At 70.1% G+C, this 16,318-nt stretch carries 14 protein-coding genes; 7 read left to right on the top strand and 7 right to left on the bottom strand.

Annotation, left to right across the window (positions count from 1 at the left end; all coding sequences use genetic code 11):
- Window positions 1-27: 27 nt before the first annotated feature.
- From ACFVBH_RS15925 to ACFVBH_RS15910, 4 genes are all read left to right on the top strand, one after another.
- Window positions 28-1,272, top strand: a complete 1,245-nt coding sequence (locus tag ACFVBH_RS15925; RefSeq protein WP_379002236.1) for an NADH:flavin oxidoreductase/NADH oxidase family protein — start codon at window positions 28-30, stop codon at window positions 1,270-1,272.
- 17 nt (window positions 1,273-1,289) lie between these two features.
- Complete coding sequence (locus tag ACFVBH_RS15920) at window positions 1,290-2,090, top strand: SDR family NAD(P)-dependent oxidoreductase (RefSeq protein WP_379002235.1); 801 nt, start codon at window positions 1,290-1,292, stop codon at window positions 2,088-2,090.
- Between the two features lie 2 nt (window positions 2,091-2,092).
- Window positions 2,093-2,872, top strand: coding sequence for an acetoacetate decarboxylase family protein (locus ACFVBH_RS15915; protein WP_379002234.1), 780 nt, complete (start codon window positions 2,093-2,095; stop codon window positions 2,870-2,872).
- 109 nt (window positions 2,873-2,981) lie between these two features.
- Window positions 2,982-4,241, top strand: a complete 1,260-nt coding sequence (locus ACFVBH_RS15910; protein ID WP_379002233.1) for a cytochrome P450 — start codon at window positions 2,982-2,984, stop codon at window positions 4,239-4,241.
- Between the two features lie 4 nt (window positions 4,242-4,245).
- Here ACFVBH_RS15910 and ACFVBH_RS15905 read toward each other — a convergent pair whose 3' ends face one another.
- Complete coding sequence (locus tag ACFVBH_RS15905) at window positions 4,246-4,944, bottom strand: hypothetical protein (protein WP_379002232.1); 699 nt, start codon at window positions 4,942-4,944, stop codon at window positions 4,246-4,248.
- A gap of 292 nt (window positions 4,945-5,236) precedes the next feature.
- Between ACFVBH_RS15905 and ACFVBH_RS15900 the strand changes: the two genes are divergently transcribed.
- Window positions 5,237-5,767: a hypothetical protein gene (locus ACFVBH_RS15900; protein WP_379002231.1), complete on the top strand. Its 531-nt coding sequence runs from the start codon at window positions 5,237-5,239 to the stop codon at window positions 5,765-5,767.
- 144 nt (window positions 5,768-5,911) lie between these two features.
- On the opposite strand, the gene ACFVBH_RS15895 is transcribed toward ACFVBH_RS15900, so the two are convergent.
- Window positions 5,912-6,505 (bottom strand): TetR/AcrR family transcriptional regulator, encoded by a 594-nt coding sequence (locus tag ACFVBH_RS15895; RefSeq protein ID WP_379002230.1) that lies wholly within the window; start codon window positions 6,503-6,505, stop codon window positions 5,912-5,914.
- 91 nt (window positions 6,506-6,596) lie between these two features.
- Here ACFVBH_RS15895 and ACFVBH_RS15890 point away from each other — a divergent pair, with 91 nt between their 5' ends.
- Window positions 6,597-7,316, top strand: a complete 720-nt coding sequence (locus tag ACFVBH_RS15890; RefSeq protein WP_379002229.1) for an alpha/beta fold hydrolase — start codon at window positions 6,597-6,599, stop codon at window positions 7,314-7,316.
- Window positions 7,317-7,368: 52 nt separating this feature from the next.
- Here ACFVBH_RS15890 and ACFVBH_RS15885 read toward each other — a convergent pair whose 3' ends face one another.
- From ACFVBH_RS15885 to ACFVBH_RS15875, 3 genes are all read right to left on the bottom strand, one after another.
- Window positions 7,369-8,652 carry a M20 family metallopeptidase gene (locus ACFVBH_RS15885; protein ID WP_379002228.1) on the bottom strand — a complete coding sequence of 428 codons (1,284 nt, stop codon included), beginning with the start codon at window positions 8,650-8,652 and terminating at the stop codon, window positions 7,369-7,371.
- Between the two features lie 112 nt (window positions 8,653-8,764).
- Complete coding sequence (locus tag ACFVBH_RS15880; RefSeq protein ID WP_379002227.1) at window positions 8,765-10,447, bottom strand: hypothetical protein; 1,683 nt, start codon at window positions 10,445-10,447, stop codon at window positions 8,765-8,767.
- Window positions 10,448-10,647: 200 nt separating this feature from the next.
- The gene (locus tag ACFVBH_RS15875) at window positions 10,648-11,079 is read right to left on the bottom strand and encodes a GtrA family protein (protein WP_379002805.1); all 432 of its coding nucleotides are present in this window, start codon (window positions 11,077-11,079) and stop codon (window positions 10,648-10,650) included.
- Between the two features lie 130 nt (window positions 11,080-11,209).
- Between ACFVBH_RS15875 and ACFVBH_RS15870 the strand changes: the two genes are divergently transcribed.
- Window positions 11,210-14,467, top strand: coding sequence for a BTAD domain-containing putative transcriptional regulator (locus ACFVBH_RS15870; protein WP_379002225.1), 3,258 nt, complete (start codon window positions 11,210-11,212; stop codon window positions 14,465-14,467).
- Here ACFVBH_RS15870 and ACFVBH_RS15865 read toward each other — a convergent pair.
- Together ACFVBH_RS15865 and ACFVBH_RS15860 are read right to left on the bottom strand one after the other, a co-directional pair.
- Window positions 14,451-15,200 carry an ABC transporter permease gene (locus ACFVBH_RS15865; protein ID WP_354991241.1) on the bottom strand — a complete coding sequence of 250 codons (750 nt, stop codon included), beginning with the start codon at window positions 15,198-15,200 and terminating at the stop codon, window positions 14,451-14,453. The two genes, ACFVBH_RS15870 and ACFVBH_RS15865, sit on opposite strands and share 17 nt — an antisense overlap.
- Window positions 15,200-16,141, bottom strand: coding sequence for an ATP-binding cassette domain-containing protein (locus ACFVBH_RS15860; protein WP_379002224.1), 942 nt, complete (start codon window positions 16,139-16,141; stop codon window positions 15,200-15,202). The genes ACFVBH_RS15865 and ACFVBH_RS15860 overlap by 1 nt, the downstream gene beginning before the upstream one ends.
- Window positions 16,142-16,318 lie beyond the last annotated feature (177 nt).

The raw sequence follows: 16,318 nt of genomic DNA, 5'->3' as shown, positions 1-16,318 counted from the left end.
TTCCCTCCCCCCGACAGGAACCCGCTGATGTCCACCGAGAATCGCCCGCCGCACGCAGTCACAGTCGGCAGCCCGCTCACCCTGCCGTGCGGTGTCACCCTGCCCAATCGCATCGCCAAAGCCGCGATGAGTGAACAGCTCGGCCGGCTCGACGGCGCGCCGAGTCAGACCCTGACCCGGCTCTACAGTGCTTGGGGCCGCGGCGGAGCGGGACTGCTCGTCACCGGCAACGTCATGATCGATCGGCGCGCCTACGTGGAGCCCCGCAACGTGACCCTGGAGGATGACCGGCAGCTCGATACCGTCGGGAATTGGGCGCGTGCGGGATCGAACGCGGGTGCGGTCATGCTCATGCAGATCAACCACCCGGGCCGGGTGGCGGTCGGGCCGCTGCATCGCCGGCCGGTGGGGCCCTCGGGACTGCGGCCGCAGGCTCCCGGCTTCAACCTGCGCAAGCCCCGCGCGCTCACCACCGATGACATCGCCGACCTGATCCGGCGCTACGCGCGAACGGCGGAACTCGCTGTGGCCGCGGGCTTCTCCGGTGTGCAGGTGCACGCCGCGCACGGATACCTGCTCTCGCAGTTCCTTTCACCGGTGGCCAACCAGCGCACCGATCGCTACGGCGGCAACCCGGAGAATCGCCGCCGGATGCTGCTCGAGGTGGTGGCCGCGGTGCGCGCGGCCATCGGGTCTCGCGCGATCCTGTCGGTGAAGTTGAACTCGGCCGACTTCCAGAGCGGCGGAATGGAATCGGCGGAGTCACTCGATGTCGCGCTCGCGCTCGAACAGGCCGGGATCGATCTGCTGGAGATCTCCGGCGGCAACTACGAAGCGCCGGCCATGACCGGCGTGGTGTCCGACAGCACCCGTGAGCGGGAGGCGTACTTCCTGCGCTATGCCGAGCAGCTGCGTGCTCGATCGGAGCTGCGGCTCATGCTGACCGGAGGTATCCGCACCCTCGATTTCATGAACGAGGTGCTGGCGCGGGGCGCGGTCGATGTCATCGGGCTGGGGCGGCCCTTCGCCGTGCGGCCGGCCATCGCCGCCGAACTGCTGACCGGAACCGGGGAGCCGCGGACCCTGCCCACCGCACCGCGAATTCCCGTGCCCGGCGCGGATCCGCTCAACTCGTACCTCCAACTCGCCTGGCACGCGGGCAATCTGCGTCGTATCGCCGCCGGGCAGCCGCAGGTGAGCGGGCCCGGCGCGGTGCGGACACTGCTCACCGCCGGCGCCACCGTGAGCGCCCGCGCGCTCACCCAATTCTGAACGCCGAGGAGCGATCGATGAGTCTTCCCACCCCCACCTCCACCACTCGCGCGGTCGTCACCGGGGCCTCCTCGGGCATCGGCGTCGCACTGGCCGAAGAGCTGGCCCGGCGCGGCTTTTCACTGATCCTGGTCGCCCGCCGCGAAGACCGGCTGTGCGCACTCGCGACCGAGCTGAATCGCCGCTTCGGCATCGAAGCGGAGGTTCGCGCGATCGACCTGTCCGATCGCGGCGAGCGCGGAAAGCTGTGTGACGAACTCGCCGCCCGCGATATCGCCGCCCTCTGTAACAACGCCGGATTCGCCACCTACGGTGAGATGGCATCCGCGGAACCGGCCCGGGAGCGGCAGCAGGTCGAGCTGAACTCCGTTGCCGTGCACGATCTCACCCTCGCCGTGCTGCCCGGCATGCTGGAGCGGGGCGCGGGCGCGATCCTGATCACCGGTTCCACCGCGGGCAATCAGCCCGGGCCCAACAACGCCACCTACGCCGCGTCGAAGGCGTTCGCCAACACCCTGGCCGAGTCCTTGCACGGCGAACTCGCCGGGACGGGGGTCCAGTGCACCCTGCTGGCCCCGGGGCCGGTGCGCACCGAATACGCCGAGGCCGCCGAGGCGCCGAATCTGGATCGTCTGGTGCCCGGGCCGCTCTGGGTGACCGCGGAACAGGCTGCCGCACAGGCGGTCGCGGGCATGTCGGCCGGTCGCCGCCGGGTGGTTCCGGGCCTGTTCGCCAAGGTGCAGACCGTCAGCGGCCAGTACACCCCGCGTGTGCTCATCGGCCCGATTCTGCGCTCGGTCTACCGGAAGGTGAAGTGACCATGGGATGGGAACCCGCCGTGCGCTCGGCCGGCCGCTCGCTGGGCGCGGATACGCGCCGGCTGATGCGGCTCGGCGACCCCCGCCGCAGTCTCTACCGCGACGCCCACTACTTCAGCGCTACCGTCGAGATCGATCCCGAGGCCATGCGGCAGTGGCTGCCGGCGGGGGTGCGGCTCGCCGAACCCGCACGCGCGGACCTGTTCACGGCCTGCTTCCCGGACAACAACTTCGAATCGCCCGGCTACCACGAAGCCGGTCTCTTCGTGCATGTCAAGACGATGCAGGGTGTCGGAATCCATTGTCCCTGGATGATTCTCGACGACGACGTGGCGCTGATCATCGGCCGTGAGCTTCTCGGCTACCCCAAGAAGCTCGGTGAGATCGAGTGGTCGATCACCGACACCGAGATCGGGGCGCGGGCGACCCGGCGCGGTCACGAACTGCTGCGCATGGGCGGCCGCCTGGGCGAGGTGATCCCCGATCCGCCCCCGATCCTGGCACGCCCCCACCGCAACGTCGCGGGCATCACCGGACTGTTCCCGTCCTGGCTGGTGGCCTTCACCCCGCGCGAGCGGGTGATCGAGGTCCGCCGGATCGAGGACTTCACCCTGGAACTGTCCGGCTCCGAACGTGATCCGATCGATCAGATGGGAATCGGCCGGGTGCTCGAGGCCCGGCTGCACCGGGTGGACCTGCCGGGCGTCTGGTTCCCCCCGATCCCGCTGCGCCCCCTGACGCCGCTGTACACCATGACCCACATGCGTCCCCGGGTCCTGTGATGAACGCGTTCTTTCCCTCGAGTGAGCTGACCGGGGCGCGGTTGAACCCCGGGACCGCGCCCACCTTCGCCCACCGCGCCATCGCGCACGGTTACCCCGGGACGACATGATGACCTCCACCGCTTCGAACGGGCCCGGCTTCTTCGGTGAGTTGCTGGATCCGGCGCATCGCGTCGACCCCTATCCGCTCTACGAGCGCATGCGGGCGGCGGGACCGGTGCGGCTGGGTTCGATGCCGGTCGTCGTGCTGTCCTCGCACGCGGATTGCACCGCGGTGCTGCGACATCGGGACGCGGCCGTGGACCGGTCCCACGCGGCGATTCCGATGGGGCCGACTCCGGTACACGATCTCGCGGGTGAGTTCGGCGCGGGCCTGACCGGCATCGCGCCGATGCTGTTCCGCGACGCTCCCGATCACACCCGGCTGCGGCGGCTGGTGGCCGCGGCGTTCACGCCGGCCCGGGTGCGTGGGCTCGAACCTCGAATCACGGCGCTCGCCGACGCCGCCCTGGATCGTGCGGGTGCGCGTGGCGCGCTCGACATCGTCGCCGATCTGGCGTATCCGTTGCCGGTCACCGTGATCTGCGAACTGCTCGGGGTTCCCCCGGTGGACGAGCCACGCATCCGGGAATGGTCGGGCCTGCTCGCCCGCACCCTCGATCCGATCGCGGCCGTCGGGGCCGGGCGGCCCGATCCCGCCGAATTGGTTCGTGCCAGCAATGAATTGCACGGGTACTTCGAGCAGCTGACCCGGTACCGCCGAACCCGGCCCGGCACGGATCTGCTGTCGGAGTTGATCGCCGCCGAGGCATCCGGTGCGGCGCTCACCCACGACGAGCTCATCGCCACCTGCGGGCTGCTGCTGATCGCCGGGCACGAGACCACGGTCAACCTCATCTCGAATACCGTGCTGGCGCTGCTGCGTCAGCGGCACCACCTCGCCATTCTGCGCGGGGCCCGGGCCTTCGCGGGCGCGGTGATCGAGGAGAGTCTGCGGTTCGACCCGCCGGTGCATCTGGTGCCGCGGATCGCCCGCGCGCCGATTCCCCTGCCGGGCATCGATCTCGAACGCGGGGACCTGGTGATCCTGATGCTCGCCGCGGCCAATCGCGACCCGGCCGTCTTCGCCGATCCGGGCCGGTTCGATCCCGCGCGCCACGACCGGCACCTCGCGTTCGGTCTCGGCCAGCACTTCTGTCTCGGGGCGCCGCTGGCCCGGTTGGAGGCCACCGTCGCGATCAATCGTTTCGCCGCGCGGGTGCGGCGGCCGCGGTTGTCCGAGGATCCTCCGCCCTATCGGGCGCACGTCACGCTGCGCGGTCCCGCGGCGATCGAGGTGGAATTCGACGCGATCGCGCCGGCGGCATAGTCGGTCAGGCCCCGTCGTGGGTCAGGTGGAGGTAGGCGGTGTCCAGGGGGATGTCCACCGCGAACCAGGCCGCGGGGCGGTCGTCGTCGCGGGGGGACCAGGCGGTCGCTATGCACATGCGCGCCACCTCGGTTCTCGCCAAACCCGGGAGATGCCAGGTGATTCGGGACGGGGGGTCGTAGCTCGCGCCGTACTCGGCGGGGGCGTCGGTGGGGTAGGTGGGCATGACGTCGGCCCAGTCGCCGGGCATGAGGCGGCCGTCGGCGGCCTGCATGGCCAGCAGTTCGGTGTCGGGGCCGCCGATGGAGACCATGAAATGGTCGTTCTCGATGGTGACCGCGGCCAGGCACTCGCCGGGGTCGGGGCCGCCGACCGCGTCGGCGGGGAAGTCGGTGAGGGCGACCGAGAAATCCAGGTCGGCGACGGGGCCGTGCGCCTGGACCTGCCAGATGGCGGCCCACAGGGGTACCGCCGCGCCGCCGTCCCAGGCCGGCACGTCGATGCTGCCGATCAGCAGATCCACTGTCGCGGACGGATGCCCCCACCGATGCAGTTGTGAGCCGTTCGGCAAGCGCCACACCGTATCCGGGCCGGGCGGCAGCACCTCCGATCCGAGGGCGACGGAGAAGCCGACGATGCCGAGGGGCGTATCGATCACGGCGGGGCGACGGTCCGCCTGTGTCAGATGGTCGGTGGGGAGCATGTGTCAATCATGCAGGCCGGTGGTCCGTGTCCTGTCCACAAGTCCGGGAATCGGGTGCGAGGATTGTGCGAACGCCGCCCCCGGCGCATACCGGGCGAATCGGGTTTCGACGTGCTGGAACGCCCGGTGATCAGCGGCTCGTGGCCGGGCCGGTGTGGGTGGTTCGCGTAACGGACCCGCCCGCGACCCCGACAGATCCGGTGGAGGCCGACCGGTCGGCGCTGTCCACAGCGCCCGGCGGCCACGCAAGCGCAGCTCGTAATCGACCGCCCGAGTGGAGTGGAGTACGACGATGAAACGCACGATCCGGTTCCTGACCGCCGCGGCTTTCCTCGGTGCGGGCGCGATCGTCACCGCCGCACCGGCCACCGCCGACAACCCCGGTGGCCCCTGTCAGCTGGGCTGGTCCAACGTCGAGCCCCGCTCGTGCGTGCAGAACAGCTTCAACATGCCCCCGACCTTCTCCGTCGGAAACGGCATCTGCACAGGACTTTTCACCACCGGCGGCACGGCGTTCGACGGCCCGCTCTACCAGTATTCCGAGGCTCCCGGTGCGGAACACGCCGTGGTGCTGCGCATCACCCAGGGCTTCTCCCCGGTCGGCACCTGGGGCCCGCAACTCCTGGCCTGCGACGTGACCGCCGTCGTCGACTGGTTCAACCACGACACCGGCCAGGGCGGCAGCGTCAGCCAGTTCATCCCCGCCGGCCAGCGCTCCGCCCCCGCGATCCTGGTGGCCTACACCGGCCCCGGCCGCGTCCAACTGACGGTCCGCACCGACCGCCCCAACATCCCCGCCGCGGCGGAGGTGTTCGTCCCGTAGTCCCTCGACTACCTGGGCAGGGTTTTCGAGTAACCGGGGTGCTGTCGTCCACGGACGAGGGGTACGACAGCACCCCGGTAATCCATTCGGCCGCAGCGGATTTCGCGCGGTCACCGGGTAGCGGACATCCCGCGTTCGTGCGGCTCAACCCATCGGTGAGCTGATACCCGCACCGTGCAGGACGGTGTCGACCGTCGATTCGACGTAGGCGGCCGTGAGGGGTTCGTCGCGGAATATCAGCCGGAACCACAGCGCGCCCGCCAGCATGTCCATCAGGGCGGCGGGGTCGGCGTCGGCGGACAGCTCGCCGCGTTCGATCGCCCGGGTGAAGATGGGCTGTTCGCGGCCCAGGCGATCGGCGAAGAAGCTATGCCCGGCGGCCGCCAGCCGGGGCCGGGACGGTGCTGCGGCGAGAACCGCGGTGGCGATGGGTGCTGTCGCCGGTCCGGTGAGCAGGCGTGCGATGTCGCCGGCCACCGCGAGAAGGTCGCCGCGCAGGGTTCCGGTATCGGGGATGGTGATCGCGAGGACGTCGGCGGCGGTGAGGGCGGCGGCGAGGAGATCGTCCTTGGCCGGCCACCAGCGATAAAGGGTGGTCTTGTTGACCCCGGACCGCTGGGCGACCGCCTCCATGGTCAGGCCGTCGTAACCCTGGGCGGCCAGCAGTTCCAGGGCCGCGGCGTAGATCGCGTCGGCTCGCCGTGGGCCGGCGCCGGTACGCCGGGCGGGGAATGTCATGCACCGAGAATACAACGCAACGTTGCGTTGCGAGAAACTACGCGCTACCGTTTGCAACGCAACGTTGCGTTGCATTATGGAAGGTGGGGCAATGACAGATTCGCTACCCGTGGTGTTCGTCCACGGCATACGACTCAGTGGTGCGGCGTGGACGACGGTCGCAGAGTGCGTGGGACGCGACCGGGCTGTGCGCGCAGTCGATCTGCCGGGACACGGGGCGCGGCGCGGGGGAGTGTTCACGCTGCCAGGTGCCGCGGCCGCCGTGCTCGAGGCGGTAGACGAGGTGGGCGGCCGAGCGCTCGTGGTCGGTCATTCGCTCGGCGGTTACGTGGGGATCGCCGCCGCCGCAAAGGATCCCGGCCGGGTCGCCGGACTGGTGGTGGCCGGCTCGACCACGGTGCCGAGTCCCGCCGCTACGGCACCGTTCTCGGTCATGCACCGGGTGCTGACGTCGCGCCGCGATGGTGGAAAGCGCGTCAGTGAACGCTTGTTCGGCGCGGTGCTGCCCGCGCCCGTGGCCACCGCGATCAGCGCCGGAGGCATCGCCACGGAGGTGATCCCCGACGTGGTCCGAGCCCTGCGCGGATTCGATGTACTCCGTGATCTCGCGGCCTATCCGGGCCCGGTGTGGTTGATCAACGGCGGGCACGACCATTTGCGCTGGCATGAACGACGTTTCGCGGCGGCAAACCCCGACGCACGATTGATCGTGGTGCCCGGCGGCGGTCACTATCTGCCGATGGCGCGACCGGTGGAGTTCGCTCGCTTGGTCCGGGATGCGGCGGCCGCTGTTCCCGGCGTACGGGTTTGACCGTGGGGTAGTCGGACCCGTACGCCGGCTGATGCTTGGTCTAGCGAATTCGCTAGTGGGGGAGCAGGGTTCCGGTCAGGTGGTCCCAGGCCACGTGGGCGTGCAGGCGGACCCCGGTCACCAGGGTGTCGTCGTCCGCGTAGAAGTGGGGGTTGTGGTTCATGAAGAGGCCGCGGCCGCCGGGGGTGGGGGACGGGAGGCCGGTGGGGGTCAGGTCGGCGTCCTGCACGCCGAGGGTTACGTAGAGGCCGCCGTACTTGTTGACGAACTCCGAGACGTCGTCGTAGCCGAGGGTCGCGGAGGTTTCGACCACGTGGCCCGCGCCGGCCACGCGCTCGAAGGTGGGGAGTGCGGCGTCCATCCAGGACTGTTCGTTGTGGACGGCGGGGACGTCCTGCAGGAACTCGGTGACGGCGGTGCAGTTGTAGGCCTGAGCGGTGTGCCCGGCGAGGGTGTCCACGCGTCGCTGGACATCGCTCATATCGTCTTCGACGGCGCAGCGGATGGTGCCCCAGAGGGTCACGGTGCGGCCGATGATGTTGAAGCGGCCGACGTCCTGGACGTGGCCGATGGAGATGGTGACGGGGTCGAAGGCGTTGATCTGGCGGTAGAGCTGGCCGATGCCGGTCAGGATCGCGCCCGCGGCGGGCATGGGGTCGATGCCCATCCACGGGGTGGAGCCGTGCACCTGCCCCCCGGTGATGGTGATCTTGATCAGCGTGGAGGCGCCGAACTGGTTGCCGACCCGATATCCGATGTAGCCCTTGGGATACGGGGTGACGTGGAAGCCGAAGGCCATGCTCGGTTCTGGGTCGTCGAGCGCGCCCTGCGCGAGCATCTCCCGGGCACCGCCCGCCTCGTCGACCGGCGGCCCCTCCTCGGCGGGCTGGAAGACGAAAAGCACCGTGCCGGGCAGGCTTTCGCGCACTTCGGCCAGCACCGTGGCCGCGCCCAGCAGCATCGCGGTGTGGCAGTCGTGCCCGCACGCGTGCGAGACCGGGAACGGCCCGCCGGGGTAGTCCTCGTCCACGACGTGCGAGGCGAAGTCGACCCCGCACTCATCCGGGACCGGGAGCGCGTCGATGTCCGCGCGCAACGCGACGACCCGCTCACCGCCCTGCCCGCCGCGCAGCACCCCGACCACCCCGTGCCCGGCGATCCCGGTCCGCACCTCGTCCAGGTGCAGTCCGCGCAGGTGCTCGGCGATCAGCGCGGCGGTCTCGCGCTCGCGGTTCGACAGTTCCGGATGCGCGTGCAGATGCCGCCGCCAGGTCACCACCTGATCCGCGACGGCCGCAGCGCGCCGGTCGAGTTCGTCGTGCATCGATGCGTTCAAGAGGTACTCCGCTCTTCGCCGGTATCGGGTCCGTGCCGCACGCTCAGGGCAATCGCTCCATTGTCGGGGACCAGCGGTCCGGGTCCCGGTATTCGCGGTGCCCGCGGGGGAGTCACGACCTGGTGAGCACCGGGGTCGGGCCCTCGTCGGTGTGCAGCCGCAATGCCGACGCGGTGGCGCTCATCAGCGCGTTGCGGAAGCGCCCGGTCCCGGTGAATTCCTGTACCAGGGAACGCAATCGCGGTGAGCGGCCGTCGAGCGCGTCCCACTCGTCCTGGTCGATGACCACGAATCCGTGGTATTCCCGGGGCGTCTCGCTCAGGCCCTCGGGTTGCCAGCTCAGCCGCGGGGTACTGGCGAGGTGGGCGGTGAGATCGGCACACGCGCCGTCGGCCGCGCACAGGCGCAGCGGCACCTGATCGGCGGCGTAGTCGAAATCGCGCGTGGTCAGGGTCCACCCGGCCGGATCGCGGTACCCGTAGTCCAGCCCGCTCGGTGGCGCGAGCGTGGCGGCGGACATGTCCGCGGGGCGGTTGTCCAGCGTCTCGGCGACGAGTTCGCGATCGGTGGCCGTGAACTCCCACCCGGCGGCCGGGTCGATCGGTTTGTGCCAGTAGCCGGTTCGGCCGCCGTCCCGGCCCTCCACGCGCAGTTCGCGCTGGAAGGATCTGCCGCCGGTCTGATGGATGCTGATGGCGGCGGTGATGTCGCCCGGGATCTTGGGCTGGCGTATCCAGCCGGGCGGCGGCAGCTGGATATTGGCGTATTGGGCGAAGAACGGGCGCAACTGCTGGAACCGCGCGAACTCGCCCTCGAAATTGTTCGGCGCCGAATCATGCGCCGTTTGATCCTCGTACGAGTACGAGAAGAACACGGTGTCGGCCCCGGAGATGTCGAAATCCCAGAGCCGGGTGTACATGTCGCCGTATTCGTTGACCATGAAGGTCGTCGATCCCGCGGCGCTGAGATTCACCGCCCGGAATCGCCCGTTGAGCGGGCCGGGCATTTCGAAACTGTAATCATCCGAGAACGTAGGATTATCGGGATGCAGCGGATGCGCGCCCGGTAGCCACGGATCGAGAATGGTGATCCGATCGCCCTCGGCGGACAGCACGAAGACCGTGTCCACCCCCGCGCCGCCCACCGGCTGCTCCTGCCCGGCGGTGTCGGTCCAGAATCCCTCCTGCCGGAAGGGAATCAGTTCCACGTAGCGCGGATCGAGCCAGGACAGACTCCAGGCCCGGGCGGCCGGGCGCACCCGCTGACCCGCCGGGTTCAGCCAGGTGGGCGAGCCGAACCTGGCTGTCCACCACCAGAGTTCCGGGGTTTGATCGGCCGATTCCAAGGTGTAGACGTGGCCTTCGGGGCCGGTGGCGACGAGGCGGCCGCCGTCGACGGAGATGCCGGTGATCTGGCCCACCAGGCAATTCGGCAGTGGCGGGACACGCCAGCCCGATTCGCCGTCGACGGCTCCGACGTACAACCGCCCGTCCAGGAGCGCGTACTGCCAGACCTCGTTGAATCCACCTGCGGTGGTGCGCAGCTCGATGCGCCGGGGCAGCCGGGATGTCACCTCGGCGGGCGCGTGCGGCATCGTCCACAACCCGATTCCGGTGCTGGGGAAGTGCATCGGCAACGGCCAGGCGCCCGCGCGCCCGGGCAGACTCAGTGCCGCACAGCTGATCGGCGCGGGCAGCACCCCGAAGGGCAGCCATTCATCCGCCCGCGCGGCCCCCGGGGTCGAAACCGTTGCCGCCGCAATGGCTGCGGCGGCCACCGCTCTTCTGCCGATCATCGGGATATTTCCATCCTTTCACTCGGTGAACGCACGGAAGCTCGAACTCGCAAGAAAGAGAAAGGCATACGATTCATTCGCGTGTGGTGCACCCGCCATCGGCGAAAACGTCAGATGGGAATTAGGTGACCCCGGCTGAATATTCGGCAGCAGGTTATCACTACGGGATTCGAATCGGGTGTGCAGGCGCGCCCGGTATTTCAGGCTCGGAATACGAATACTCGGAGTATCAGGAAACGCGCGCCGCCGACCGCCGCCATCAGCGCCACCAGTGCGAGCGCCTGTGTGGCGTCGCCGAGACCCGGTGCCCAGAACTCCAATCCGGCCAGCGCGGCGGTGCTGATCAGCATGCCGATCATGGCCAGCGCCCCGCCCTCGCACTGTGCCTTGAACCACCCGACCCCGCCGGCGGCGCGGAAGGTCAGGCGGCGGTGCAGCTCGTTCGCGATGACCGTGCTCACCAGGGAACCGGCGACATTGGCGGCCAGCGGGCCGATCTCGGTCAGCGCCATGAACAGCAGGACGTAGGCGATGTTGCTGGAACCGCCGACCGCGGCGAAGCGAATCAGCTGGGCGAAGACGTGATCGCCGGTCAGGTAGCGCCGCACACCGGCCCGGCGGCCGCGCGGCATCGCGCGCCGCAGGCCGTCGATGATCGACGTGGCGTCCAAGCCCTGCCAGGGCGCGGTGGCGGCGTACGCGGTGCTGTTCACGAGGTAAGAGTCACCCCCTCCGCTTACACGGGACTGACACCCGACTGACATGGCCACTGACACACTGTTTCGACTGCTCGGGCCCGGTTTTCTCATCGGTCGAACGGGCAATTCGGACATCGGCCACGGTGTGGCGTCCGGTCGGCGTGGCAAGATCGCCCGGGTGCAGATCGGGATCCTGGGACCATTCGAAGTTCGCACGGCCGACGGCGTACTCGCCGACGTGCCGGGCGCGCGGCTGCGCGGGCTGTTGACGGCCCTCGCCCTCGAAGCCGGTCACGCGGTCCCCAAGGCGACGCTCATCGACTGGATCTGGGGTGACAATCCGCCCGCCGACGCGGCGAATGCCCTGCAACGCTTGGCTTCTCGGCTGCGCAAGGTGCTGCCCGCGGGATCGGTGGAGGGCCGGTCGGACGGCTACCGGCTCCGCGTGGAGCCCGAGGACGTGGACGCGGTGCGGTTCGAGCGCCTGGTCGCGCAGGCGCGGGGTGATCAGGATCCGCTGCGCCTGCGCGAGGCGCTGGGCCTCTGGCGCGGTGCGGCCATGCAGGACATCGGATTACAGGACAGCGCGGCCTTCGACGCCGCCGTCACCCGGCTCGACGGCCTGCGCCTGGCCGCGCTGGAGGACCGCTTCGACGCCGAGGTGGCCGCGGGCCACGGCGCGGACGTGGTCACCGACCTGACCGACCTGGTGGCCGCGCATCCCATGCGCGAACGCCTGGTGGCCGCGCTCATGCGGTCGCTGGTCGCGACCGGCCGCGACACCGAGGCGGTCCTGGCCTACGAGCGCACCCGCGAAACCCTGGCCGACGAGCTGGGCGTGGATCCGGCGCCGGAACTCTCGGAGCTACACCTCGCGCTGCTGCGCGGGGAGATGACGCGGCGACAGGAGCAGCGGCCCACCAATCTGCGGGCCGAACTGACCAGCTTCGTCGGCAAGGACGCCGATCTGGCCGCGGTCCGGGAGCTGAGCGCCGGGCACCGGCTCACCACGCTGATCGGGCCGGGCGGCTCGGGCAAGACCCGGCTGGCCACCGAGACCGCGCGCACCCTGCTCGGCGATCTCCCCGACGGGGTCTGGGTGGTCGAGCTGGCCGCGCTGGGCGCCGACGCCGGCGACGGGAACGGCATCGCCCGGGCGACACTGGCCGCGCTCAAACTGCGGGACGCGCTGCTGAGCGAGGCCACCGACGCCGAGCCGCTGGACCGGGTCGTCGCCGCCGTGCGCGAGCGCTCGATGCTGATCGTGCTCGACAACTGCGAGCACGTCATCGAGTCCGCCGCCGCCTTCGCGCACCGGGTACTGGGCGAATGCCGCCGCCTGCGCATCCTCGCGACCAGCCGTGAGCCGCTGGGCATCACGGGCGAGGCGCTGTGGCCGGTCGCCCCGCTCGCGCTGCCCGCGCCCGAAGCGGGTGCGGCCGCCATCGAGGCCGCGCCCGCGGTACGGCTGCTGCGCGACCGGGCCGCCGCCGTGCGCCAGGACCTGGGCTCGGACGCGCACACCCTGGCGACGCTGGCGCGCGTCTGCCGGGCGCTGGATGGAATGCCGCTCGCGATCGAACTGGCCGCGGCCCGGCTGCGCACCATGTCCCTCGATCAGCTCGCGCACGGACTCGACGACAGGTTCCGGCTGCTCACCGGCGGCAGCCGGACCGCGCTGCCCCGGCACCGGACCCTGCGCGCGGTGGTCGACTGGAGCTGGGAACTGCTGACCGACGCCGAGCGCGCGGTGCTGCGCCGGCTGGCGGTGTTCTCGGGCGGGGCGAATCTGGCTGCGGCCGAACGGGTCTGCGCGGGAGACGGCGTGGAGTCCTACGAGGTGCTCGAATTGCTCACCGCGCTCAGCGAGAAGTCGCTGGTGCTGGCCGGAAGCGAAGGCGCGCAGCGGTATCGGATGCTCGGCACGATTCGCGAGTACGCCGCGCAGCGGCTGGCCGACGCCGGCGAGGGCGAGGCCGCCAGGCGTGCGCACCTGGCCTACTTCACCGATTTCGCCGATGCCGCGGAACCGCATCTGCGCCGCGCCGAACAGGTGCGATGGCTCGCGATCCTGGAGGCCGAGCACGACAACATCGCCGCCGCCATGCGCGGTGCGATCGATTCGCGGGACGCGGACGCCGCGATGCGCCTGGCCGCGGCCGCGGGCTGGTACTGGTGGCTCGGCGGGCACAAGGTCGAGGGCAACGATCTCATCCTGGCGGCCACGGCATTGCCGGGCGAGGTGGCCGATGAGACGCGGGCGGTGGTGTACTCGTTCGTCGTGCAGTTCCTGAGCTCGGGGCGGCAGGGCGATCAGTACCAGGCCGAGGACTGGATTCACAAGGCGTACGAGATCAGTCAGCGGGTCGAACTGCGCCATCCCGCAGCCAAATTCGCCGTCCCGCTGGAGCGCATGCTGCAGGCGCCCGGTGATTTCCTGTCCGCCTGGGCGGATCTGCTGGCCGACGACGACCCGTGGGTGCGCGCGCTGGCCCGATTGCAGCTGGGGAACCTGAGTATTCAGATCGGCCGCGGCGATCGGGAGGCCGACGCGCACCTCGCGGCCGCGCTGGCCGAGTTCCGGGAGATCGGAGATCGCTGGGGGATCTCGCTGGCGCTGACGATTCTCGCGAATCGCGTTGCTGTACAGGGTGATCTAGCCGCCGCGTGCGAGCACTACGAGCGGGCCGTGACGGCGGTGGAGGAACTCGGCGCGATCGAAGACGTCGTACCGCTGCGTGCGCGTCAGGCCCAGTTGTACTGGCTGCTGGGCGATTCGGCGTCGAGCGCGGTGTCGATGGCGGCCGCGCAGCGGGCCGCCGATCGCGTCGCCTGGCCGGACATGCTGGCGGACCTGGCGCTGTCCAGGGCCGAACTCGCGCGCTGGAGCGATGATTTCGACCTCGCGCACCGGTATCTGGACCAGGTGCGCGCCGAGCTCGGCCCCGCCGCCGAGCGGGAGACCCTCCGGGCGCCCATCGAAGATCTCCTGGGTTATCTCGCGGCGGATGTCGACACCGCGCGCGCACACCGCGCCGCGGCGGTGGCGGCGGCCGCGGCGGCCGGGCACCCGCCGCTGATAGCGCAGGTGCTGGTCGGCGTCGCGGATCTGGCGCTGCGGCGTGCGGACTACGAGCAGGCGGCACGCCTGCTCGGGGCCGCGGCGGCGGTGCGCGGGCTGCCGGACCGTTCCCTGCCCGACACCGCTCGCATCGAAGCGGACGCCCGAAACCGCCTCGGCGACCTGAGGTTCGCCGAGGCGGTGGGGGAGGGGGAGCGGGCGCACTGGCCGGACCTGGCCGAAATCACGCTCGCTTCGTGAAAGTGGAACGCGCCCAGAGGTATCCGATCACCGCGATCGCCACGCACCAGCAGACGGCGGTGATCGCGTCACCGGCCTGCGGGGCGCCGTTCAGCAGCCCGCGCATCGTCTCGATGATCGGGGTGAAGGGCTGGTACTCGGCGAACTGACGCAGGCCCGGGCCCATCTTCTCGGCGGGGACGATGGCGCTGGAGAAGAACGGCAGCATGACCAGCGGCACGGACGCCAGGCCCGCGGTCTCGGGCGACTTGGCGAACAGGCCCAGTGCGATGGTGAGCCAGCCGGCCGCGAAGCCGAGCAGCACGACCATGCCGATCACGCCGAGCCAGTTCAGCGCGCTCGCCGACGGGCTGAAGCCCAGCAGGAACGCCACCCCGATCAGGGCCGCGATGGCGACCAGGTTGGTGAGCACGCTGGCCACCACGTGGCCGGTGAGCACCGCGCCCCGGGACACGTCCATGACCTTGAATCGATTGATGATGCCGTTGAGCATGTCCGAGTTCACCGCGGTCGCGGTGGCGCCGAGGCCGTAGCAGACGGCCAGCAGGATCAAACCCGGTGTGGCGTAGTCGATGTAGTCGACACCGACGTCGAACGCGTCGCCGAACATGTACACGAACATCAGCATGATGATGATCGGCATCAGCACCGCGTTGAAGACCGAGGTGGGATTGCGCGCGATGTGCTTGAAGTTGCGGCGCAGCATGACGATCGAGGGGGACTTGGTGCTCATTACGCGGAAACCTCCGTGGTGCGGCCGGTGAGGGCGAGGAAGACGTCATCGAGATCGGGGGTGTGGACGGAGAATTCGTCGGCGGCCAGGCCGTTCGCGTCGAGCCGGTCCAGCAGGGCGCGCAGCGAGGTGGTGCCCGCGTCGCTGGGAACCCGCAGGGTGAGGGCCTCGGGGTCGGTGGTCGAGTCCGGGAAAAGCGTTGCGGCGGCATCGAGTTGCTCGGCGCCGGCGAAGCGCAGCCGGACATGGGTGCCGGGGATCAGGCGCTTGAGCTCGTCCGGGGTGCCCTGGGCGACCAGGCGGCCTTGGTCCAGCACCGCGACCCGATCGGCCAGCTGGTCGGCTTCCTCGAGGTACTGGGTGGTCAGGAAGATGGTGACGCCGTCGGTGGCGACGAGATCGCGGATGATCGACCACATGGTGCGGCGGCTGCGCGGATCCAGGCCCGTGGTCGGTTCGTCCAGGAAGATGATGCGCGGGTTGCCGACCAGGGTCATCGCCAGATCGAGTTTGCGGCGCATACCGCCGGAGTAGGTCGAGGCCGGCTTGTCCGCGGCCTCCACCAGCTCGAAACGCTCGAGCAGGTCCGCGATGATCCGCTTACCCTCCCGGCCGGGAATCCCTTTGAGATCCACCATCAGTTCCATGTTCTCGTAGCCGGTGAGGAGTTCGTCGACGGCCGCGAACTGGCCGGTCACGCCGATCGCCCCGCGCACCGCCCGGGATTCGGTGGCGACGTCGTGCCCGGCGACCCGGACCACGCCGTCGTCGGCGGTGATGAGGGTGCTGAGCACGTGCACCGTGGTGGTCTTGCCCGCGCCGTTGGGGCCCAGGAGGGAGAAGATGGTGCCCGCGGGAACGTTCAGGTCGATGCCGTCGAGCACGACCTTGTCCCCGTAGGCCTTTCGCAGTCCGGAGACCGTGATCGCTGTGTTCGTCATGGGAAGAACTTTCGCGGGGCGGCCTGACACTGCCCTGTCACGGAACTGACACGCGAACTGACACGAGACAGAGGTGGTGTCGTGCCTGGTTGGGGCGGCTTTTCGCTGGTCGCCGAGCCCGTGGCCGGACCCGTAGCGGTCGCTTCGGACCTGTCGGGCAACGCGGCGCCGCACGCG

The organism is Nocardia sp. NPDC057668 (assembly GCF_042799795.1).
Classification (GTDB): domain Bacteria; phylum Actinomycetota; class Actinomycetes; order Mycobacteriales; family Mycobacteriaceae; genus Nocardia.
Note: the sequence above shows the minus strand (reverse complement) of the source record. Positions and strands in the feature narration are given on the sequence as shown.